26 protein-coding genes and 1 tRNA gene are annotated in these 21,423 nt (G+C 44.5%); 19 read left to right on the plus strand and 8 right to left on the minus strand.

Features of this window, described 5'->3' with window-relative positions; all coding sequences use genetic code 11:
- Positions 1-43: 43 nt before the first annotated feature.
- Both trmB and metK read right to left on the minus strand, forming a co-directional pair.
- The gene (trmB, locus tag VX730_04040; protein ID MEC9291553.1) at positions 44-727 is read right to left on the minus strand and encodes a tRNA (guanosine(46)-N7)-methyltransferase TrmB; all 684 of its coding nucleotides are present in this window, start codon (positions 725-727) and stop codon (positions 44-46) included.
- On the minus strand, positions 727-1,905 hold the full coding sequence (gene metK, locus VX730_04045) for a methionine adenosyltransferase (GenBank protein ID MEC9291554.1): 1,179 nt from the start codon (positions 1,903-1,905) through the stop codon (positions 727-729). The genes trmB and metK overlap by 1 nt, the downstream gene beginning before the upstream one ends.
- A 168-nt stretch (positions 1,906-2,073) precedes the next feature.
- Between metK and ybeY the strand changes: the two genes are divergently transcribed.
- Entirely contained in the window at positions 2,074-2,592 is a 519-nt protein-coding gene (gene ybeY, locus VX730_04050) for an rRNA maturation RNase YbeY (protein ID MEC9291555.1), read from the plus strand.
- The gene (locus VX730_04055) at positions 2,589-3,467 is read left to right on the plus strand and encodes a hemolysin family protein (GenBank protein MEC9291556.1); all 879 of its coding nucleotides are present in this window, start codon (positions 2,589-2,591) and stop codon (positions 3,465-3,467) included. Before ybeY ends, VX730_04055 begins: the two co-directional genes overlap by 4 nt.
- A 103-nt stretch (positions 3,468-3,570) precedes the next feature.
- On the opposite strand, the gene dnaN is transcribed toward VX730_04055, so the two are convergent.
- From dnaN to VX730_04075, 4 genes are all read right to left on the minus strand, one after another.
- Positions 3,571-4,683, minus strand: a complete 1,113-nt coding sequence (gene dnaN, locus VX730_04060; protein MEC9291557.1) for a DNA polymerase III subunit beta — start codon at positions 4,681-4,683, stop codon at positions 3,571-3,573.
- A 132-nt stretch (positions 4,684-4,815) separates the two neighbouring features.
- Positions 4,816-6,213: a chromosomal replication initiator protein DnaA gene (dnaA, locus tag VX730_04065; GenBank protein ID MEC9291558.1), complete on the minus strand. Its 1,398-nt coding sequence runs from the start codon at positions 6,211-6,213 to the stop codon at positions 4,816-4,818.
- A gap of 199 nt (positions 6,214-6,412) precedes the next feature.
- Complete coding sequence (gene rpsT / locus VX730_04070) at positions 6,413-6,691, minus strand: 30S ribosomal protein S20 (GenBank protein ID MEC9291559.1); 279 nt, start codon at positions 6,689-6,691, stop codon at positions 6,413-6,415.
- A 242-nt stretch (positions 6,692-6,933) separates the two neighbouring features.
- Entirely contained in the window at positions 6,934-8,190 is a 1,257-nt protein-coding gene (locus tag VX730_04075; GenBank protein MEC9291560.1) for an aldo/keto reductase, read from the minus strand.
- Between the two features lie 88 nt (positions 8,191-8,278).
- Here VX730_04075 and VX730_04080 point away from each other — a divergent pair, with 88 nt between their 5' ends.
- The gene (locus VX730_04080) at positions 8,279-8,830 is read left to right on the plus strand and encodes a thioredoxin domain-containing protein (protein MEC9291561.1); all 552 of its coding nucleotides are present in this window, start codon (positions 8,279-8,281) and stop codon (positions 8,828-8,830) included.
- 198 nt (positions 8,831-9,028) lie between these two features.
- On the plus strand, positions 9,029-9,850 hold the full coding sequence (locus tag VX730_04085) for a hypothetical protein (GenBank protein ID MEC9291562.1): 822 nt from the start codon (positions 9,029-9,031) through the stop codon (positions 9,848-9,850).
- A 3-nt stretch (positions 9,851-9,853) separates the two neighbouring features.
- On the opposite strand, the gene VX730_04090 is transcribed toward VX730_04085, so the two are convergent.
- Positions 9,854-10,024, minus strand: coding sequence for a zinc-finger domain-containing protein (locus VX730_04090; GenBank protein MEC9291563.1), 171 nt, complete (start codon positions 10,022-10,024; stop codon positions 9,854-9,856).
- A 21-nt stretch (positions 10,025-10,045) separates the two neighbouring features.
- Positions 10,046-10,122, minus strand: a tRNA-Arg gene (locus VX730_04095).
- A gap of 90 nt (positions 10,123-10,212) precedes the next feature.
- Between VX730_04095 and pip the strand changes: the two genes are divergently transcribed.
- The 15 genes from pip to dnaJ all read left to right on the plus strand — a co-directional run bounded on the left by pip (position 10,213) and on the right by dnaJ (position 21,274).
- Positions 10,213-11,187 (plus strand): prolyl aminopeptidase, encoded by a 975-nt coding sequence (gene pip / locus VX730_04100; protein ID MEC9291564.1) that lies wholly within the window; start codon positions 10,213-10,215, stop codon positions 11,185-11,187.
- A 90-nt stretch (positions 11,188-11,277) separates the two neighbouring features.
- Positions 11,278-11,715, plus strand: coding sequence for an RNA polymerase-binding protein DksA (gene dksA, locus VX730_04105; GenBank protein MEC9291565.1), 438 nt, complete (start codon positions 11,278-11,280; stop codon positions 11,713-11,715).
- The gene (locus tag VX730_04110; GenBank protein ID MEC9291566.1) at positions 11,705-11,917 is read left to right on the plus strand and encodes a Trm112 family protein; all 213 of its coding nucleotides are present in this window, start codon (positions 11,705-11,707) and stop codon (positions 11,915-11,917) included. Before dksA ends, VX730_04110 begins: the two co-directional genes overlap by 11 nt.
- Positions 11,917-12,297, plus strand: a complete 381-nt coding sequence (locus VX730_04115; GenBank protein MEC9291567.1) for a DUF971 domain-containing protein — start codon at positions 11,917-11,919, stop codon at positions 12,295-12,297. The genes VX730_04110 and VX730_04115 overlap by 1 nt, the downstream gene beginning before the upstream one ends.
- Positions 12,288-12,719: a copper chaperone PCu(A)C gene (locus tag VX730_04120; GenBank protein ID MEC9291568.1), complete on the plus strand. Its 432-nt coding sequence runs from the start codon at positions 12,288-12,290 to the stop codon at positions 12,717-12,719. The genes VX730_04115 and VX730_04120 overlap by 10 nt, the downstream gene beginning before the upstream one ends.
- Entirely contained in the window at positions 12,719-13,438 is a 720-nt protein-coding gene (locus VX730_04125) for an HAD-IIB family hydrolase (GenBank protein ID MEC9291569.1), read from the plus strand. The genes VX730_04120 and VX730_04125 overlap by 1 nt, the downstream gene beginning before the upstream one ends.
- 8 nt (positions 13,439-13,446) lie before the next feature.
- Positions 13,447-14,349, plus strand: coding sequence for an ATP-binding cassette domain-containing protein (locus tag VX730_04130; GenBank protein ID MEC9291570.1), 903 nt, complete (start codon positions 13,447-13,449; stop codon positions 14,347-14,349).
- Entirely contained in the window at positions 14,349-15,122 is a 774-nt protein-coding gene (locus tag VX730_04135) for an ABC transporter permease (protein MEC9291571.1), read from the plus strand. Before VX730_04130 ends, VX730_04135 begins: the two co-directional genes overlap by 1 nt.
- Before the next feature lie 12 nt (positions 15,123-15,134).
- A complete protein-coding gene (dnaQ, locus tag VX730_04140; protein ID MEC9291572.1) occupies positions 15,135-15,845 on the plus strand; it encodes a DNA polymerase III subunit epsilon in 711 nt (236 codons plus the stop codon).
- Between the two features lie 80 nt (positions 15,846-15,925).
- A complete protein-coding gene (gene hrcA, locus VX730_04145; protein ID MEC9291573.1) occupies positions 15,926-16,984 on the plus strand; it encodes a heat-inducible transcriptional repressor HrcA in 1,059 nt (352 codons plus the stop codon).
- A 28-nt stretch (positions 16,985-17,012) separates the two neighbouring features.
- Complete coding sequence (gene grpE / locus VX730_04150; protein MEC9291574.1) at positions 17,013-17,558, plus strand: nucleotide exchange factor GrpE; 546 nt, start codon at positions 17,013-17,015, stop codon at positions 17,556-17,558.
- Positions 17,559-17,774 carry a hypothetical protein gene (locus VX730_04155; protein MEC9291575.1) on the plus strand — a complete coding sequence of 72 codons (216 nt, stop codon included), beginning with the start codon at positions 17,559-17,561 and terminating at the stop codon, positions 17,772-17,774. It abuts the gene before it with no gap.
- Positions 17,775-17,803: 29 nt separating this feature from the next.
- On the plus strand, positions 17,804-19,735 hold the full coding sequence (gene dnaK, locus VX730_04160) for a molecular chaperone DnaK (protein ID MEC9291576.1): 1,932 nt from the start codon (positions 17,804-17,806) through the stop codon (positions 19,733-19,735).
- 64 nt (positions 19,736-19,799) lie between these two features.
- Positions 19,800-20,135, plus strand: coding sequence for a hypothetical protein (locus tag VX730_04165; GenBank protein MEC9291577.1), 336 nt, complete (start codon positions 19,800-19,802; stop codon positions 20,133-20,135).
- Positions 20,135-21,274, plus strand: coding sequence for a molecular chaperone DnaJ (gene dnaJ / locus VX730_04170; protein MEC9291578.1), 1,140 nt, complete (start codon positions 20,135-20,137; stop codon positions 21,272-21,274). The genes VX730_04165 and dnaJ overlap by 1 nt, the downstream gene beginning before the upstream one ends.
- Positions 21,275-21,423 lie beyond the last annotated feature (149 nt).

Here is a 21,423-nt window from a genome sequence, read left to right on the forward strand (position 1 = left end):
AACTCCCCTTGTTTATTTATATATGGGGAGTTTTTTATGATCTTCAAGAGGTGATCTCTCGTTTGTGGAACGTGAGGTACCATGGGAAGCGACCTTCTTTATAAGCTTTTTGCTCATACTTAGTGCTGATCCACCATTTTGGTGGTGTGGCCCAGTCCTGTGGCTTCACTGCTGGCGCTTCCAAGAGATCAAATGTATGAACGTGAGCAATCATGTGGTGCAGGTATGATGGAATATCTGTTGCCATGAAGTATTCTCCATCCTCTTTCATGACACGGTAAACCGCTTTGAGGAAATCTTGGTTGACGATGCGACGCTTATGTTGGCGGCGCTTTGGCCATGGGTCTGGGTAAAGCAGGCAAACTTGGTCAACACTGCCTGTAGGCAGCTCGTCTAGAATCTCACGTGCATCCTGGTTTGAAATTTTAAGATTGGTTACGCCTTCTTTTTCACATTTGGAAACAAGAGAACGCAGACCGTTCTTATAGACTTCAATACCAAGGAAAAGTTCATTTGGATTAGCTTTTGCGCGCTCAAATAGAAGCATGCCATTCCCCATGCCAATTTCAAGTGTGACACGTTCAGCTTTAGGAAGCTTCTTTGGGTCGAACAGGAAAGGCTCAATACGCTTTTCTAGCTTTTCTTGAGCTTCTACACTCATGCGGCTTGCAACGCGCCCAAATGAGCGCGCGCTACCGTCTTTAACGAGACGTTTATCTGATGTCATTAAGCGGCAACCTTTACAGCAGCTTTAAGTTTTTCTGCAAGGTCTGTGCGCTCCCAGCTGAAGTGTCCTGCTTCAGTAGGTGTGCGGCCAAAGTGACCGTAAGAAGAACTTTGTGTGTAAATTGGGCGGTTAAGGTCTAGGTGTGTACGGATCCCTTTTGGTGTAAGAGAAACCGTTTCACGGATCGCCTTAATGAGTTCGTCATGTGAAAGGCCGGCTTTCATTGTATCGAATGTATCAAGGTAGATTGCGAGAGGCTCTGCAACACCAATAGCGTAGCAAAGCTGGATTTCACAGCAGTCAGCAAAGCCAGCAGCAACGATGTTTTTAGCAAGGTAACGTGCCATGTAAGCAGCGCTACGGTCTACTTTAGTAGGGTCTTTACCACTAAAGGCACCCCCACCGTGACGGCTCATACCACCGTATGTATCAACGATGATCTTACGGCCTGTCAGACCTGTATCTGCACCTGGGCCACCGTAGTTGAATGAACCTGTTGGGTTCACAAAGATTTGTGCTTCACGTGGATTAAATTTCGCAGGGATGACTTCATCAATCGTTTCAAGAACAATTGATTTTACATCGGCCTGAGTGACGCCATCCATGTGCTGGTGAGAGATAAGGATTGTATCAACAGCAACAGGTTTGCCATCTTCGTAAACAAATGTCACTTGAGATTTGGCATCAGGGCCAAGGCGCTTTTCGCCGTTCTTGCGCTTTTCAGCCATGCGGCGAATCAGTTTGTGGGCATAGTAAATTGGCGCGGGCATAAGGTCTTCTGTATCGTTTGATGCGTAACCAAACATAAGGCCTTGGTCACCAGCCCCTTCTTCTTTCTCTTCGCCTTCATCTACACCTTGTGCAATTTCAGCAGATTGAGAGTGGATGCGGTTGATGATTTCAACGGTGTCAGCGTTAAAGTCACTGTTATCTTTACCAACATAGCCGATTTCACGAATCGCATTACGAATAACAGTGTCATAATCTGGCGTTTTGGTTGCACGAACTTCACCGGCAACTACAACAAGATCTTTTGTTACAAGAGTTTCAACAGCAACACGAGCTTCTGGCTCGTTTTCAAGAAATGCATCTAGGATGCTGTCGCTAATGCGGTCACATACTTTATCTGGGTGTCCTTCTGAAACGGATTCACTTGTGAAGTAGTAGCGCTTCGGCATGAGTTTTTTCCTTATCTTTTATCTGCTCACAAATTGGAGCACTAACAATGCCACGCTGGCCCCAAAAAGTCTATGGGAATATAGGGAGATAACATGAATTTGCTTGCAATTTTGTGCACAAGTTCATAATACTTTAAATTACATGTAATAACGAAACCTAGGAATGCAATGACAGACGTTTATTCATCTGACGATATTGACCCGCTGAGTCGAAGGCGCGGGTTCTTCGCGCTAGACCTTCTTTTAGAAACAGAAACAGAAATTGAAGTCGAGGCTTGTGCTGATGCAGCATTGGCTGCCCTTGATGGCTACTTTGGTTCAGAGATCTTTTATAAAGCCGCTCTTAAGTTTGTGGATGATGAAGTCATTCAGGAAGCAAACGCTGAGTTTCGTGGCAAGGACACACCAACCAACGTGCTCTCATTCCCGGATGGGGAGAGTGACGGTGAAGAGCTTTACTTGGGGGACATTATGATGTCTATCCCAACCATGATGCGTGAAGCAAAAGAGCAGCTTAAGCCAGTGGAAGAGCACATGGTGCACCTTATGCTACATGGTTACCTTCACCTGATGGGCTATGACCATGAGGAAGAGGAAGAAGCAGTTGAAATGGAAACACTTGAAATTGAACTTCTACAAACATTAGGGATTAAAAACCCTTACGAAGAAAAGGATACGGGAGCATGATTAATCGTATGGTGACTAAGTTTTCGGATTGGGCGATGTCTCGCTTTAGCCGTGGGCTTCATAAGGAGCTAAACGATATTGCGGTAAACCATGATGATGGTGAGCCTTTGACAGATGAAGAAAAGGCGCTTGTTGCTGCTGCACTTCGCTTTGATGAAATTGAAGCGGAGAGCATTTGCGTACCGCGTTCTGATATTGTGACGGTTGATAAGTCTGATGACTTTAAAACAGTCCTTAAAGTGTTTATGGAGTGCAACCACTCTCGTCTGCCTGTAATTGAAGGTAACAAGGACGACATGCTTGGCTTTGTAACCATTAAAGACATTCTGCCGTTTATTGAAAAGCAAGATGAATTCTCACTTGAGAAGGTGCTTCATATGACAACATTTGTACCAGAAGGTATGGATATTGCCATGGTGCTTGGCCTGATGAAGAAGAACCATGTACAGATGGCTGTTGTGGTTGATGAGTACGGTGGAACAACAGGTATTATTACGCTGAAGGATATTGTAGAGGAACTTGTAGGTGAAGTGCATGACGAACATGAGACGCCTGAGCCTGTTATGATTATGCCAATGGGCGGTGGGATCTATAAAGTGGATCCTAAGCTTGAGATCGCTCTGCTAGAAGAAAAGTTGGGTGTAAACCTAACGCCTGATCTGGAAAGTGATGACCGTGACTTTGATACAGTGGGTGGCCTGATCTTCCATATGGCTGGTAAAGTGCCTGATAAAGGAGATAGTTTTGATCTTGAAGGTGGTAGTAAGCTGACAGTAACCGATGCTGATAACCGTCGTGTACTGATGGCTGAGCTGAAATCTGAGCATAAACTTAACTACGCTGTAAATGCCGATCTTAAGAAGGCTGCTGGATAAGCCGTCTTATTTATAAAGGCGCCCCATGAGGGGCGCTTTTGTGTGGGCTATGTATGGATAAAAGAAAACCAGCCCGAAGGCTGGCTATCTTAAATAGGTCTCGTTAGATACGCATTGGCATAACAACGAACAGTGCTGAAGGATCTGCAGGATCTTTCACCATAACTGGAGATGTACCATCTTTGAAGAAGAATGATACGTCATCACTTTCGATGTGGTTACCAATTTCGCTTACGTATTTCGCGTTGAAACCGATGCTTACTTCGTCAGCGCTGTACTCAACCTTCAGGTCTTCAACCGCATTCTCTTGGTCTGGGTTGTTTGCTGTAATCATAAGGTTGTTTGGCTTTACGCTAAACTTGATTGAGCGTGATTTCTCGTGAGAAAGAATCGCAACACGGTCAACGGCTTGCATAAGCATTTGACGAGAGATATCCATCTCTTTCTCGTTACCGTAAGGAATCACACGGTCGTAATCTGGGAATGCGCCGTCAATCACTTTAGATGTGAGTGTTACAACTTCAGTTTCACACTGGATCTTCTTGTCGCTTACGCGAAGTGTTACTTCTTTCGCTTCATCACAAAGCTTGCGAAGTTCACCCACAGTTTTGCGAGGAAGGATTGTTGCGTTCATTTCTTTAGCACCTTCAGGAAGGTCCATTTCAACACGTGATAGACGGTGACCATCTGTTGCGACAAAGCGTAGCTTTGGCTCTTCGTCATCAGTCACGTGCATGTAAACACCGTTGAGGTACTGACGTGTTTCATCAGTTGATGCAGCGAAGATCGCTTTACCAAGTGTCTTTTTGAAAGCTGCAGAAGGGATGCTAAATGTTACACCGTCTGCAAGTGTGTCAGTGTCTGGGAAAGCTTCAGGGCTGAGGCAAGCAAGTGAGAACTTTGCTTTGCCAGCAGTGATCGCTAGGCGGCCACCGTTGTCCTTAAGTTCCATGTTCACCATAACACCTTCAGGAATCTTAGAAATAATTTCGTAAAGCTTGTGAGCGCTTACAGTTGTTGCGCCTTCTGTCTCAACAAATGCTTCTGCGCCACCTTTAACGGTCATGTCGTTATCAGTTGCAGTTGTCATCAGACGGTTGTTCTCAGCTTTAATAAGAACGTTAGAAAGAATTGGAATACTGGTGCGTTTTTCCACAACAGATTGCATGTGCTTTAGGTTTTTAAGCAGCGTCTCGCGTGAAATTGAAAGCTTCATTAATGTTCACCCTTCTCTAAGAGTTGTTTTTCTATTGTTGTAACAAAAACACACTACCACAAAATGAGCGAAATGCGAAAGACCTAAACGCAATATTTAGTGATTTTGAATGATTTTTTTTGAGAGTGAAATTTACGCTGAAGTTGTCAGGATTTTTTCAAGGAGTTTCACGTCTTCTTTGACTGCTGGGTCTGTATCAATGAGTTTCTCAACTGTTTTAACGGCGTGCATAACTGTTGTGTGATCACGCCCACCAAATGCGCGGCCAATATCTGGGTAAGATTTGGTTGTGCAGTTTTTAGCAAGGAACATGGCAATTTGACGCGGGCGTGCAACGGCGCGGCTACGACGCGTACCAAGAAGCTCAGACATCTTAATGTTGAAATGATCTGTCACTTTGCGCTGGATATCATCAATTGTGACCGTCTTCTCGTATGACTTGAAAATGTCATGCAGAATTTCTTGTGTGGTTTCAATTGTAATATCTTTTTGAACCAGTTGTGTATGTGCAATCAGGCGGTTGAGGGCGCCTTCAAGCTCACGGACGTTACTGTCAATTTTCTCAGCAAGGAAGTGTGCGACATCACGTTTAAGATCAACGCTTAGGCTTTGTGCCTTCTCTTCAAGAATCGCAATGCGTGTTTCAAGTGATGGCTTGTGAATGGCTGTTGTGAGGCCCCATGCAAAACGAGAGCGCAAACGGTCTTCAATGCCATCAAGCTCTGCAGGTGGTTTATCTGCCGTAAATACAATTTGCTTACGGCTATCCATTAGTGAATTGAATGTATGGAAGAACTTTTCTTGGCTTTGCTCTTTACCAGCGATGAATTGGATATCATCAACCATGAGTAGGTCTGCATCACGGAACATTTTTTCAAAGGGTTCCATGTTCTTCTTGTTACGAAGGGCGCTTACAAACATGTTTACAAACTTCTCAGCAGAAACATAAACAATGTTGATGTTTGGGTTGAGGCGCTTCTTCTCCCATGCAATGGCTTGCATGAGGTGTGTTTTACCAAGGCCGACGCCTCCGTAAAGAATAAATGGGTTGTACTGCGTATCATCTGTTTCGCTAATACGCTTGGCTGCTGCAAAGGCAAACTCGTTTGATTTTCCTGTTACGTAGCGGTCAAATGTAAAGCGAGGGTCAAGAGGGGTGCCTTGGTGCATGCTATCTTTTTGGCCAGCAAGTGACGTTGGGGCTGCAACATTAGCAAGAGCACCAGTTGCTTGAGCAGCAGAGGGTGTGCTTGTTGCTTGTGCTTGTGGAGCTGTGTTCAGCTCTCCTTTAAGAACATATGTAATTTCTACATCTGTACCGGCAGTGCTTTTAAAAGCAGAGGAAATAGTGTCGGCGTAGTGACGCTCAACCCAGTTACGCATAAAGCCACTTGGAACAACAAGTGTTGCGCTGTTAGGTGTGGAATGTTCTGGAGAGAAAGAAAGAGGGGCGATCCAACTATTGAAGCTCTGTTCACCGACATCTGTTTTAAGAGTATCGCAGACAGAATTCCAGAGGGTGTTGGTCATGTTCGCTCCTTGTTATATGTTTTGTTTAAAGCAAATCGATTTTATTTCTTATCGCTCAAGTACGGTGCGGTACTCAGCGCTCTTCAAAATAAAATTCTTTACTCTAAACAAAAAATACTCGTTTTTTTGTCTAGAGAGCGTCTAGGTAAAAGGTAGGGGGTATTACGCCACCCCCTAGGGCGTTTGCAATAACTAAAAGTTATTTGCCAGCATTCATTGTGCGAACACGTGCAGCAAGACGAGAGATCTTACGGCTCGCTGTGTTCTTTTTAAGGATGCCGTTGCTTACAGATTTGTGAAGCTCAGACATAACCTTAGTGAAGCCTTGGCCAACTTCTTCTTTCTTAGCAGAGCCTGAGTCTAGAAGTTTTTCAAATCTTTTCACTTCAGAGCGCATGCGGCTACGAAGCATTTTGTTGCGTTCAGTACGTTTTTCAGTTTGGCGGATACGTTTACGCGCCTGTGGGCTGTTTGCCATCTTGTGTCATCCTTTATTTAGGTTGGTTCATATCATTTGAGCGTGTTTAAGGCTCGGTACCATCACTTGAGTCTGTGGTCTTTCAGTGACCCGGGGGTACAAATGTAGCCCTTTTGAGTGAGGTGTTTCCAGTTATCCACATGTTGTGAACGCTGGTAAGCACTGAAAATAGGTGTTTTTGGCGTGAGCGTCAAGGTCTAATGATAAAAATAATTAGATTTATCCACAGGGTGAAATAGGGGCTATTTAGTCTCTTTTAAAGGGGTGAAGATTTCATGGATATAGTGCATGTCAGCGCTTTGCATGAGGTTTGCAATGTCGTGAGTGTAAGAGGGGGTGTTAAAGCTATGTGCAACACTTGTGATACCAGGGGTGCTGCAAAGCGCATTAATACAAGCAATATGGAAGGTTGTTTCTGCGTCAAAACTGTTCAGGTGAGCTTGCAGAGGTTTTGTTTTTTGGTTGTTGATGTTTTGAAGTGTGCGCTCTAGAGAGGTTTGCTCTTCTTCTGAGAGGTGACCTGCAAGGTGCTCTTTAATTTGAGCGTAGTGTGCAAGACCTTGCATTTGATTTGCTAGGTTTGAAATGTGTTCAGGTGTTTCAGTTGTGCTCTCTGGAAACTCAACGAGGCGAATTGCGCCGAGGTGTGGGTGTAAAACGTTTAGAGGGCGTTGGCTAATAACGCCAATGTTCATGCGAGAGGCAAGATCGAGTGTTGAGCACTCTTTCTTTTCGCCTGTTTTATCAAATTCCCAGGTGCTTTTTTCTGTGAGGAGTTCTGTTTCAAGCAAGTTAAATGGCGCCGAGATAAGTTTAAAGCTACTGCGCTTTTTGCGCCCCCATGCGTTTTGTGCTGCTGTGCGGGCAAGCTCTGCATATGTAGCAAGGCATGTATGCGCCTGCATATCTGTAGGAGCGCCAAAGGTTTGGCTTGAAAGGCCGTACCCTTGAATGTCCCCTTTGATCACGAGTGTCTCTAGCCATTCAAAAAGAGTAAGGGCAATGTTTTGTGTGTCCTCTTGTGAGAGGCCTTGCAAAATAAGAAGTTCAGGCTCTTGAATGAGAACGTAATCTGTCTTTTCAATGTTCAAGGCTTGGAGGTGCTCCGTATAGAAAGCTTGAAAGGTTTCAAGAGGAGCCATTTGAATTTTACTGAGAACAACACACTGGTCGCGTTGAGCTTGTCCGTCTTTTATGCATTTTGAAAACGCATTTCCAAAGGCTTTAAGATCAGCTTTTTCAGAAAAGTTGAGAGAGCAATCAAAGGTGTTGCAGCCAGAGGTGATGGCTTGAAGAATTGTTTTTTCAGGAGATGTGTTTTTATGAAACCCAAGAGTGCCAAATGTGATTTTACTAATAGTGTGTCCATCCAGAATGCGCCAAGCATCAGGGCTAGTTTGTGTGTGGTTTTGCCATGTGGTATCTGCGAATGCTTTTGTTGCCTCGGCTGTTGCGTGGCCAGAAGTCAGTGTAGGAACGTTTAAGGGTTGTGTGTTCATTCGCTTTATCCATTGAATTTTTTGCAGGGGTATGTAAGCATATGCACAATATTATACGAATTATTAAATAACAAGAAAGAGTGATTCTATGAAAGCTTGGCTTTGGAGCGCAGCGATTGTTGGTGGTCTTGGTGCTTATGCACTAACACAAGGTGCACCTGTTACGTCTGCGCATGCTGAAACAGATATGGATGCAGCAATTGAAAACTTTATTAAAAATAACCCAGAGCTACTTGCAAATACGCTCCAACGTTACACAATGAAAAAAGGTCTAGAGGATGCACATAAAGCTGCAGCTGTTGACCCTTCAATTGGCCCTAAAGATGCCAAAGTTGTGATGATTGAGTTTGGTGATTACCGTTGTGGGTACTGCCGTCGTGTTCAAGATACTCTAAAAGAGCTTCGTGCGGAGTACAAAGACCGTGTTCTATTTACATACAAAGCATTCCCGATTTTGAGTGAAGAATCTTACAATGCAGCGCTTGCAGTAAGTGCAGCACATCTGCAAGGTAAGTTCTGGGAATACAATAGCAAGATTTGGGATGGCCAGAGCCGTCTAGGGGAAGAGCTTTACATAGAAGCTGCTGAAGCTGTAGGCCTTTATATTGAAAATTTAAAAAAAGATCGTGAGTCTGATTAAATTAAACAGCGTATCGATTATTCTTCTGCGCTGGCCCACAAACACGGCGGTAGTGGAACACCATTCTTCCTGATTAATGGTGTAGGTGTTTCAGGGGCGCAGCCAATTGACTCATTTAAATCAATGTTAGATGAGATGCTAGAAAAGTATAGTGATATATAAATTGCTCCAGCATACATTTAAGGAAAGGAAGGTTCTATGAGACCTTCCTTTCCTTTGTTTTTACTTGCGGGTGTTTTGCTTGTTGTGATGGCTGCCATGCAGATCGCAACAATGCTGAACCCAGGCTGGAATGTTCCAACACCTGAGATTGGGCCTTTAGGGTTTGATCGTATGGTGGAAACACATCCTATTACTGTGCGTAAAAATAAAGAGCAGGCCATGCTTGCCCAGCAGAAATTGGGTGTAACACCTGATGTTGAGCACTCTATGAAAGAGTATGATCCTGCAGCGGTTTCTGCAGCTGTTGAACCACGTTATTTGACGGAACGTGTCAATCTCACTGTTGAGAGTTTTAACCCACTTGTAGGCCGTGGCGGAAGTGCTGCACAAATTGTCATTTTCACAGATGTGGATTGTTTGGATTGTAGGTTGCGTTTAAAGCAGTTTATGGAACAAGTTGATATTTATCGTGATGCCTCAAGGTTTGTATTGAAATTCTTACCTCAAGAAACAGATGAGTTTCGAGGGGGAATCTTTATGCAAATGGCATGGAATGGTGGCGTGTTTCAGCGCTTCTTCCCTATGATTCTAAACCATAAAGGTGATCTTCTTCCTGGGGATTACGTCAAGTACCTTGAAGAGGCTGGGCTGGACCTTGCAGCACAGCGCGTGATGATGTCTGAGCGTATGAGTCTAATGATTCGTGATTTGCAAAAGGATATTCATTTGGCTGAAGCTGTGAAAGTGCGCCGCCCGAATGCGTACTTTTTGAATGGTCGTCGTTTAGGTACACAAACTTACCCGCTTAAAGATGCGGATAAGTTTATTTTATCAGTACTATCTGGAAATTCTTTTTAAGATCTACTTTTTAAGTTTGAATACGTGACTGCAGTAAGGGCAGACAACAGTGTTTTCGTCACCCATGTTGAGGTAAACACGAGGGTGCTTGCTAAATTCAGGACCGTCACAGTGAACTTTTTTTGTTGTTACTTCAGTTACGTCTTTATTTGTTGCTTTAATTGGTTCAGCCATATCTTTATTCCTCATTATTGGTGGTGCGCCCTAAGGGAGTCGAACCCATGACCTCAGGCACCGGAAGCCTACGCTCTATCCAGCTGAGCTAAGGGCGCGCACGGTTTCAATATGCCGAATCAGATTCTTTTACTCAAGTTTTTTGTGTCCTGTGCTATCCTGCTAGCCGCAGCTTAAGGAGAAGAAAAATGATGAGAGACTTTGCGACAGGACTATACCCACTTTCTGAACCATTTAAGGTTGGGTATTTAGATGTAGGTGAGGGGCATAAAATCTATTACACCCAGTCAGGCAATAAAGATGGTCTTCCTGTTATTGTGTTCCATGGTGGCCCTGGTAGTCAGAGCAAGCCTAAGCATGCGCAAATTTTTAATCCTGAAAAGTATCATGTTATTCAGTTTGATCAGCGTGGCTGTGGGGAGAGCTTGCCATCTGGTGAGTTGGAGAATAACTCAACAGATCGTCTGCTTGCTGATGCAGAAAAGCTTCGTGAACATCTTGGCTTTGATAAGTGGCATGTATATGGCAGTAGTTGGGGCAGTACACTTGCGCTCCTTTATGCGCAAACATATACAAGTGTGAGCGATTCTCTTGTGATTTCTGCTGTCTTTTTAGCAGATAAGTTTTCAAGCAAATGGATGAACGGCGAAGGGCAAAACTATATTTACCCTGCGGAGTATGAAGAATTTCGATCTGTTGTACTAAAGGGTGGTGAAGGGTGCACAAGGCAGGCTGTCATTGATGGTCTCTTAAATGGGGGGCAGGCCCGTCAGGTTGAGGTGAGTAATGCGTTTAGTAAATGGCACCTTTGTGGTATGAACATGGAAGCTAGTGACTTTGATCCTGAAATGATGGAAGAGGAAGATGTGCTTGCGGGTGTGACAATGAACCGTTTGTTTGCGCATTATGATCAGAACGACTTCTTTATTGAAGAAGGCCAAATTCTGCGTGATATGGATAAGCTGAAAAATGTACAAGGTTTTGTGGTTCAGGGTCGCTTTGACATGTGCTGCCCACCAAAGGCTGCTTTTGATGTTTCAAAGGCTTGGCATGGGGGCACGTTAGTAGAAGTTCAAGCGGCATCTCATAGCACGGGGGCGCCGCACTTTAGCCAAGCTATTGTAAATGCAACAGATATTATTGCAGATAGGTTCTCAAAGTAAAATCACTCTTTATACTCGCCTAAGGTAAAGAGTTGCGCTAAAATAGCGCCACTAATAATAAGAAGCCCGAACTTTAAGAAAGGGAAACACATGGCTGAAGCCGCAGCAAAAGCAACTGAAAAAGAATACCCAGAAGGTTACACGCCAACTGAAGACGAGGAGTACATGGGTGCTCGTCAGTCGGCATTTTTTAGAGATATGCTCCTAAAGTGGCGTGAAGAGCTTTTGAAAGAGTCTGAAGAGACAATGAAAGAGCTTCAAAATAACAGCACGATTGAGTCTGATCTTAACGACCAAGCTTCTCTTGAATACGAGCAAACCCTTGAACTACGTACACGTGATCGTGAGCGTAAGCTCATCAACAAGATTGATGAAGCGCTTGAGCGTATTGAGGATGGTGAATTTGGCTACTGCGAAGAAACGGGTGATCCAATTGGTATTGGTCGTTTGATGGCGCGTCCGATTGCGACACTTTGCATTGAGGCAAAACGCCGCCAAGAGAAAAAAGAGAGCGGGTATGCCGGTTAAGTCTTCCTCTCGGAAGGTTCACGGTGTCGACGGGAAGCTTCTTGAGCTCCTTGTTTGTCCGCAAACAGGAGGTAGGCTTCAATATGACTCAAAAAACAATCGTCTTATAAGTCCTTCAGCAGGTTGCGCTTATCCTATAAGGGATGGCGTGCCTGTTATGTTGATTGAAGAATCTGAACCTTGGCAAAAAGGGAAAAAGTAATGATGGCACCAACAAGTTTGACAGTGACAGCTGATAAGAAAACATTGAGGGTCGGTTTTGATGGTATGGGAGAGGTTGCTCTCCCTTCTGAGCTTTTACGGGTGGAAAGTCCATCTGCAGAAGTGCGTGGCCATGGCGTTGGCCAAAAGCGCCTTGTTTACGGGAAGAAGAACGTGAAAATTTTGAATGTTTTGCCTGTTGGTCAATATGCGGTGAAACTCGTGTTTGACGACGGTCATGATACTGGGATTTACACATGGGATTTTCTGCATGAGATGGCAGAAAACAATGTTGCGATGATGGATACGTATCTGGCAAACCTTAAAGAGCACAAGTTGCCACGTGTGCAAGGATGTGGGGAGGGTTGCGGATGCGTTTAATTCTTGCTCTTTCTTTGTTTGTATCGGTACCTGCATTTGCAGAAATTGATGTACGTGCTGCATGGTTGAAGCCATCAGAACATGGTTTGAGCGGTGTGGTTTCAATGGATCTCCTTAATATGGGTGATAAAGATTTAACGCTTGTTGGGGCGTCTATTCCTGCGGGGAGAGAAGCAAGCCTTCAAAGAACAGAGCTTGGCGCATTTGGGCGCCGTATGCTTGAGCCTGTTTCTGAGGTGAAAATTCCAACGAATTCTTTTGTGAGCATGAATGAGAATGGTTTACATATTATGCTTCAAGGTGTAAAAGACGCCTTAACAATTGGTGCAGAAGTGCCTGTGACACTTGAGTTTAAAAATGCACCAGCACAAACAGTGCGCATTCCAATTCTTGGACGCGCGCCTGATGAAAGGGACATGTAATGATGTACGTATTTGATGTGGACAACACGCTTGTTCAGTCTAGCTTTACAATGACAGATGAAATGGCGGCTCTTTTTAAAGAGTATGTGGGCGATAACCCATACGTATTTGCATCTGGAAGTGATTTGAAGAAGATGAAAACGCAAATTCCTGCTGATCTTTTAGAGGGCGCTTATGCGCTTTTTCCTGTTATGGGTGGTGAAATGTGGGTGAATGGTGAAATGAAATACCAGCGCACATTTACATGGCCTGAAGGTTTGAAATCTATGCTGGAAAGCCAGCTTGAAGCGAGTAAGTATGAAGTACGTACGGGAGATCACATTCAAGACCGCACAACAATGGTGTGTTTTTCAACGGTTGGTAAGAACGCCAACCCAGAAGAGCGTGCAGCTTATGTAGAATTTGAAGATATAGCACAAGAACGTACACATATTGCAGATGAATTGCGCCGTGCGTTCCCAGAGCTTTCAATTACAATCGGTGGCCAGATTTCTATCGATATTTCTGAAGAGGGGAATGATAAAGGCCAGATCTTAAACGTGCTACGTAAAGAATACCAAGGCCCTATTACATTCTTTGGTGATAAAATTTATGAAGGCGGAAATGACTTTCCATTTGCTGTTGAACTTGAAAAAGAAACGGGGAACACAGTTGTAAAAGTAAATAGCTGGCTAGATACACGTGATCTGTTTTCAAGTGCAATGGTTAAGGTAGCTTAAGGAGCTTTATGGCAGAAACAATTATCTCAGCAAAGGGCCTGCAAAAATCATTCGGTGATTTTAAAGCTGTGCGCGGTATCGACTTTGAAATTGAGTCGGGTACATGTGTTGGGTTGCTTGGGCCAAACGGTGCAGGTAAAACAACCACGATGCGTATGCTTATGGGGCTGTCTGGTGTTTCTGGTGGTGAACTATCTGTGCTGGGTAAAAAGCCTGAAGACTTAAACCGTGAAGAGAAGTCTCGTATTGGCCTTGTGCCACAAATGGATAATTTGGATACGGATGTTTCTGTAACTGAAAACTTAGAAATTTACGGTCGCTTTTATGGTGTAGAGTGGGAAGAGTTGAATAAGCGCGTACCGCAACTTCTTAAATTTATGCAACTCTCAGATAAATCGCATGCTCGTGTAAACCAATTGTCTGGTGGTATGAAGCGTCGTTTGGTCATTGCGCGCGCTCTGATTTCTAACCCTGAAATTGTTTACTTGGATGAGCCAACAACAGGCCTTGACCCTCAAGTGCGTGTTCTCATTTGGAAACAAATTCTATCGCTGAAATCTCAGGGTAAAACACTGCTGCTTACAACGCACTACATGGATGAAGCACAGCGTTTGTGTGACCGCATCATTATTATTGATGAAGGTAAAGTGCTTGATGATGACACGCCAAAGAACCTGATTAAAAAGCATGTGAGTACGCATGTGGTTGAAGTGCCAAAAGCAGAGCTAAGTACATTTAAAACGTATGACGCTGACCAAGAAGATATTGGTGATGCTGTTCTTCTTTATGTGGATAAAATTGAGCCGTATGTGGCGCAAATTAAAAACCATCCGGGTGTCTTTTACCGTCCGGCAAACCTAGAGGATGTCTTCTTGCGTCTTACAGGCCGTTCATTAAGGGAGGGTGCATAATGCGAGACTTTATGTTGGTAGCAAAGACGCTTCTGCGTCGTAACTTCCTTGTCAATTACAGTACAAAGTGGACAACGCTTGCCAATAACCTTGGTAACCCGATTTTGTTCCTGTTTGCATTTGGTTATGGCCTTGGCGCGGTGATTGATGAAATGGGTGATGTGCCATACATTGCCTTTGTTGTGCCGGGAATGATTGCTTATGCAACGATGTTTACAGCCTCTTTTGAGGCAACAATTGGTGCGTTTAGCCGTTTTCAGTTCCTTAAAACATGGGATGCGATTCTGGCAACGCCTGTGCGTTTGAATCAGCTTCTTATGGCTGAGATTCTTTGGGGCGCACTTAAGGGTGTGTTTGCGGGAGCATGTGTATTTATTGTCGGTCTCGCTGTGGGCGGTGTGATCGATTTTGCTCAAGTTTGGCTTCTACTACCTATCTGTCTTTTGGCAAGTGCCTGCTTTATGACATGTGGTTTGGTGGCGACAGCCTATGCGCGTTGGTATGATTCGTTTAGCTATTTCTTTACGTTTTGGGTGTCACCAATGTTTATGTTCTGTGGCGTGTTCTTTAGTGTGGACCGCTTCCCTGAGTGGTTGCAGTGGTTTAGTTTCTTTCTGCCAATGACACCGTTTATTAATATGATTCGCCCGCTCACAACAGGCCTTCCAATTGATTGGGTGGAAATGGCGCTTAATGGTTTGTACCTTGTTGCGCTTACACTGTTTGCCTTCTGGGTGGCACACCGTAAAATTAAAAAACGTCTATTTGATTAAGGCCATTTTGCAATGAGAGAGATTATCTTCGATACGGAAACAACTGGAATGAGCCCGCAGGACGGCCACCGTATGGTGGAAATTGGTGCGATTGAGCTTATTGGTCGTGTGCCGTCTGGCAGAACCTATCACCAGTATATTAATCCTGAACGTGAAATTGATGCTGGTGCGATTCGTGTCCACGGGATTACCAATGAGCGTGTTAAGGATGAGCCAACGTTTAAAGAAATCGCAGATGACTTTCTAGAGTTTATTGGTGACGCGGCACTTGTTGCCCATAATGCACCTTTCGATATGAACTTTATGAACTTCCAGTATCAGGATATTGGTTACCCAGCACTTTCAAATGAAGTGATTGATACCATTCCAATGGCACGTAAGAAGTTCCCTGGTGCGCGTGTGAACTTGGATGCTTTGTGTAAACGTTTGGATGTTGATAACTCTGGCCGTACATTTCACGGAGCCCTTCTCGATAGTGAGCTTCTTGCGGAAGTGTACGTTCACCTAACGGGTGGTCTTCAAACGGGCCTTACATTTGAAGATGAAGGTTCTGATGAGGAAGAGGTGATTGATTTCGCGAATAAGGAAATCCTTAAAGCTTCATTTCAGGAACTTCGTACGTTTGCTGTGCCAGAGGCGGAGCAAAAAGCCCATGATGAGTTTGTAGAAAAATTTAAAGACTCTCTTTGGCAGCAAATCAAAGCGGGCAGTTCAGCCTCTTAAGATACTGTTTTAGCAGTCCTTAAAAAAGAGTGCTAAAAACATCTTGGCAAACTCATATAAAGAGTGCTAATATCCCTTCCATGGTTAAGGAATTAAATCAATTGAACGAGCGCTCTCAGGATATTCTGGGGGAAATTGTTGATATTTACACCCAAACAGGTACGCCTGTTGGGTCTAAAGCTATTGCTGAAAATCTGCCACAAAAAATCTCATCTGCGACGATTCGTAATGTGATGGCTGAGCTTGAGGCAAAGGGTTATTTGAAGAGTCCTCATACTTCTGCTGGGCGTGTACCAACAGATGATGCGTTTCGTTTCTATGCGCAGGGCCTTGTGCAAGCAAATGCCATTGATAAAGATATTGAAAAGCAAATTTCTGAATACTTTGCGGAGGACCGTGAAGTAAAAGAGATTATGGATAACATGTCAGGGCTTCTTTCAAGTCTGACCTCTTGCGCTAGTGTTGTGGTTGCACCACGTTTAGAGCGTGAAGAGCTTAAGCAAATGGAATTTGTGCGTTTACAAAATGATCAAGTTTTAGCTGTTCTTGTTGGTCACAATGGTTCAATTGAAAATCGCATGATACATGTGCCAGATAATATTGATGAAGATACACTCAATCAGGCAGCCCTTCGCCTTAAAGAGCATATTGATGGCATGACGCTTGCTGATGCGCGTGTTGAGATGATGGAAGGCCTTATGGAGCAGAAGAACCGTGTGGATCAGTTGATGAACAGCATGATGGGTGCAGCTGAAACATGGGGACAGGCGCCTGATACAGATAGTGCGCTTGTGGTTGCAGGTAGTCAAAACCTATTCCAGTACCCTGAGCTTGTACGCGATCAACTGAAAAACGTATTTAGCGCCTTTGAAGAAAAGCGCATGTTGATGGCTCTGATGAACGAAGTTCAGAAGGGTGAAGGCGTTCAATTATTTATTGGTAAAGATTGCCCAATTGATAGCGCAGAAGAGTTTTCTATGGTCACAACAACATACGGAAGTGACGATAAATCAATTATGGGGACGCTTGGGGTAATTGGACCTGTGCGTATGGACTATAAAAAAACCATTCAAGTTGTCGATTATACGGGCAAAATGCTTTCACGTGTGATAAATGAAAGACGCCTAGCGGCAAAGTAAGATTTAAGAGGGATTAAGGTTTAGTAAAATGACAGAGCAAAAAGCTGAAAACTTTGAACAAGACGTAGCTATGGAAACAGAAGCTGAAGCGGCAGTAGAAGGAGCTGAAAACACAGCTGAAACTGAGCTTGCTGAGTGGAAGGATAAAGCCTACCGTCTTGCAGCTGAAATGGAAAACCTGAAGAAGCGTACGCAAAAAGAAGTGACAGATGCACGCCAGTTTGCGGTATCTAGCTTTGCACGTGAAATGCTTGGTGTTCAGGATAACTTCCTTCGCGCCCTTGATGAAATGAACAAGACAGAAGAAACACCTGAAATTAAAACATTGAAAGAAGGTGTGGCTATGGTTGCGCATCAGATGGATAAAGCGATGGAAAAGTTTGAGGTTAAGGCAGTGAAGACTGTGGGTGAGAAATTTAACCCAGACCAACACCAAGCGATGTTTGAAGTGCCAACGGATGAACATGAAGAAGGCACGGTTGTACAGGAAGTTTTAAAAGGTTACATGATCGGGGAAAGACTGCTACGCCCAGCTATGGTTGGAGTTGCTAAAGCAGGTTCAGGGGAGAAGTAAGTGAGAAAAAACCAAGTTTTAAATAAGGAAGCTCCAAGGCCAACACCAGATGAACTTTCAGGTGTCGTAAAAGAAGCCGAGAAGAATGAGGAGTTTTCAAAAGGGGTATGGCCAGGGCCAAAAAAAGCAACGGGAGCACAAAGCTTCATGATGTTTGACCCCAACAAGCGCATGGTCCACGTGGTGTGGGACACGCAAAAAGTAATTAAACACTAATTTAAAAATTCTATAACTAGGAGAGAAAAATGAGCAAAGTAATCGGTATTGACCTAGGAACAACAAACTCATGTGTAGCTGTGATGGACGGCGACACACCTAAAGTGATTGAGAACGCTGAAGGTGCACGCACAACACCATCTATCGTTGGTTTCACAAAAGACGGTGAGCGTCTTGTTGGTATGTCTGCAAAGCGCCAAGCTGTGACAAACCCAGACGGTACACTTTACGCAATTAAGCGTCTGATCGGTCGTCCATTTAACGACGAGAGTGTGAAGAAGGATCAGGAAATTGTTCCTTACAAAATCGTAAAAGCTGACAACGGCGATGCTTGGGTGGAAGTAGAAGATAAGAAATACTCTCCATCAGAAGTATCAGCAATGATTCTTCAAAAGATGAAGAAAACAGCTGAAGACTTCCTTGGTTCTGACGTAACAGATGCGGTTGTAACAGTGCCTGCATACTTTAACGATGCACAACGCCAAGCAACAAAAGATGCTGGTAAGATTGCTGGCCTAAACGTTCTGCGTCTTGTGAACGAGCCAACAGCTGCTGCACTTGCTTACGGTTTTTCTGAAGATGGTGATGACACGAAACACGTAATTGTTTACGACCTTGGTGGTGGTACATTTGATGTCTCTGTTCTTGAAATTGGTGACGGCGTTGTTGAAGTAAAAGCAACAAATGGTGACACCTTCCTTGGCGGTGAAGACTTTGATAACCGTATCATTGACTTCCTTGCTGATGAATTTATGAAAACAGATAGCGTAGACCTGCGTAAAGACAAGATGGCTCTTCAGCGTCTTAAAGACGAAGCTGAAAAAGCGAAGAAAGAACTGTCTTCTTCAACAAGCATTGAAGTGAACCTACCGTTCATTACAGCTGATGCGTCTGGCCCTAAGCACCTGCAAATTAAGCTGACACGTGCGAAGCTTGAAACAATTGTTGCTGACCTGATTTCACGCACAATGGAACCTTGCAAAGCCGCTCTTAAAGATGCAGGCCTAGACAAGAGCGAAATCAACGATGTTCTTCTTGTAGGTGGTATGACACGTATGCCTAAAGTACAGGAAGAAGTTGAGAAGTTCTTCGGTAAGGCGCCAAACAAAGGTGTAAACCCTGATGAAGTTGTTGCCTCTGGTGCAGCGATTCAAGGTGGTATTCTACGTGGTGACGTTAAAGACGTTCTTCTACTAGATGTAACGCCTCTAAGCCTTGGTATTGAGACGCTTGGTGGTGTGTTTACGGCTCTGATTGACCGTAACACAACAATTCCAACGAAGAAGTCTCAGGTGTTCTCTACTGCGGAAGACAACCAAAGCGCTGTAACAATTCGTGTGTTCCAGGGTGAGCGACCAATGGCTGCGGATAACAAAACACTGGGTCAATTTGATCTTGTGGGTATCCCATCAGCGCCACGTGGTGTGCCACAGATTGAAGTCACATTCGATATTGATGCAAACGGTATCGTTCACGTATCTGCAAAAGATAAGGGGACTGGTAAAGAGCAGTCTATCCGTATCCAAGCATCTGGTGGTCTAAACGATGACGATATCGAGCGCATGGTGAAAGAAGCTGAGCAAAACGCTGATGCTGATAAAGCACGCCGTGAAGCTGTAGATCTGCGTAACGAGTCTGAATCTCTTGTTGACTCTGTTGAGAAGCAACTGAGCGAGAACGGTGACAAAGTTTCTGACGAAGTGAAAACAGACATCGAAGCGAAGATCAAAGAACTGAAAGATCTTCTTGAAGATGAAAATGTTGACACTGAGGCCTTGAAAGAGAAGAAAGAAGCTCTTATGAATTCAGCAATGCAAATGGGTCAGGCGATCTATGAGCAACAACAAGCTGAAGGTGGTGCTGAAGGCGCAGAAACAGAAGCTAAAGCAGAGGATGACGGTGTGGTTGACGCAGAATTTGAAGACGTTGACGACGCTGACGGCAAAGAAAAGTCTGCTTAATTAGAAGCGTTCGAAATGGTGAGGGGGCCTATATGGGCCCCTCAGCCGTGAAAGGAGAGAAATGATGAAATACATGATAGCAATGGGGTTAGCAGTCTTGGTGGCAGGTTCTGCTCATGCGTATGACTCAGGTAATGTGAGTAACGCTTTAGGTTATAGTAGTTCATCAGCACGAAGTACATCGGGTTACAGGTCTGGTGGTATTCGAGGCTTGAGCTTTTACAAGCGTGGCTCTCATGTTTCTTCTTTTGGTAAGGGCGGTCAGGTGACACCTTGTATTAACTGCAAAGGTGCTTCTGGCATTAAATATAGAATTATTACGGCTAAGCCGAACCCGCCACTTCCTTCAGGGAACTGGCGATACGGCCATGGCCCAAACTACAGGACATCTAGACGATAATGGCTGATTATTACCAAGAACTTGGCCTTGCTAAAGGCGCTTCGGATGCTGAAATCAAAAAGGCGTACCGTAAGCTTGCTATGAAATACCACCCAGACCGAAACCAGGGTGATGAAGCTGCTGAGAAGAAGTTCAAAACGATCAATGAAGCTTATGACATTCTAAAAGATCCTCAAAAGAAATCAGCTTATGACCGCATGGGCCATGATGCCTTTAGCCAAATGGGTGGCGGTGGCGCTGGCGGGCCTGGTGCAGGTGGCTTTGGCGGCGGCGCTGGTTTTGGTGATTTTGGTGATATGTTTGAAGACCTGTTTGGTGACGTGTTTGGCGGCGGTGGTCGTCGTACGCAGCAAGCAGATACACGCGGGAATGACCTGCGCTATAACCTTGCTGTTGACCTTGAAGATGCCTTTAAAGGTAAAAAAGCCAATGTGAAGATTCCAACGCAAGCAGCTTGTGATACGTGCGATGGCACAGGTGCTAAGAAGGGTACAGATGTTAAAACATGTCATACTTGTGGCGGTGCTGGTGAAGTGCGCGTTCAACAAGGTTTCTTCAGCGTTGTGCGTTCTTGTCATACGTGTGGCGGTACAGGAAAGATTATTCCAGACCCTTGCACAAGCTGTGGCGGTAAAGGCCGTGTGCGTAAAGAGCGTACGCTGAGTGTGAACATTCCAGCAGGTGTTGATGAAGGTACACGCATTCGTTTGAGTGGTGAAGGTGAAGCAGGCATGCAGGGCGGTCGTCCAGGTGACCTTTACATCTTTATCTCTCTTAAGCCGCATAAGCTCTTTAAGCGTGAAGGCTTAGACCTCTCTATGGACATTCCAGTGAGCTTTGTTGATGCAGCCCTTGGTGGCGAGCTTGAAGTGCCATCAGTGGATGGTGGTAAAGCGAAAATGAGCCTGCCTGAAGGAACGCAGTCTGGCCAAGTCTTCCGTATGCGTGGCAAAGGTATGCCAGAGCTTAACGGTAGCCGTCGTGGTGACATGTTTGTGAAAGTGAACGTGGAAGTGCCACGCAAACTTACAAAACGTCAGAAAGAGCTTCTAGGTGAGTTTAAAGGCGAAAGTAAGGATAAGCAGAACCCAGAGCAGAATACATTCTGGGACCAAGCTAAAAAGTTCTGGGCTTCCTAAAGCTTCTTTGAGCGATTAAACCCCTCTTACGGCATTTATGTACATTTTAGTACACTGCATTTCGTAAGAGGGGTTTTCTCATCTCAAACTGAGCTTTAGTACTGATCTTCGCAAAGGGAATTTTCTGTTCTTAAATAAAACTTACCAGC

This window comes from Pseudomonadota bacterium (assembly GCA_036141575.1).
In the GTDB taxonomy this organism is placed as follows: Bacteria; Pseudomonadota; Alphaproteobacteria; order UBA2136; family JAPKEQ01; genus JAPKEQ01.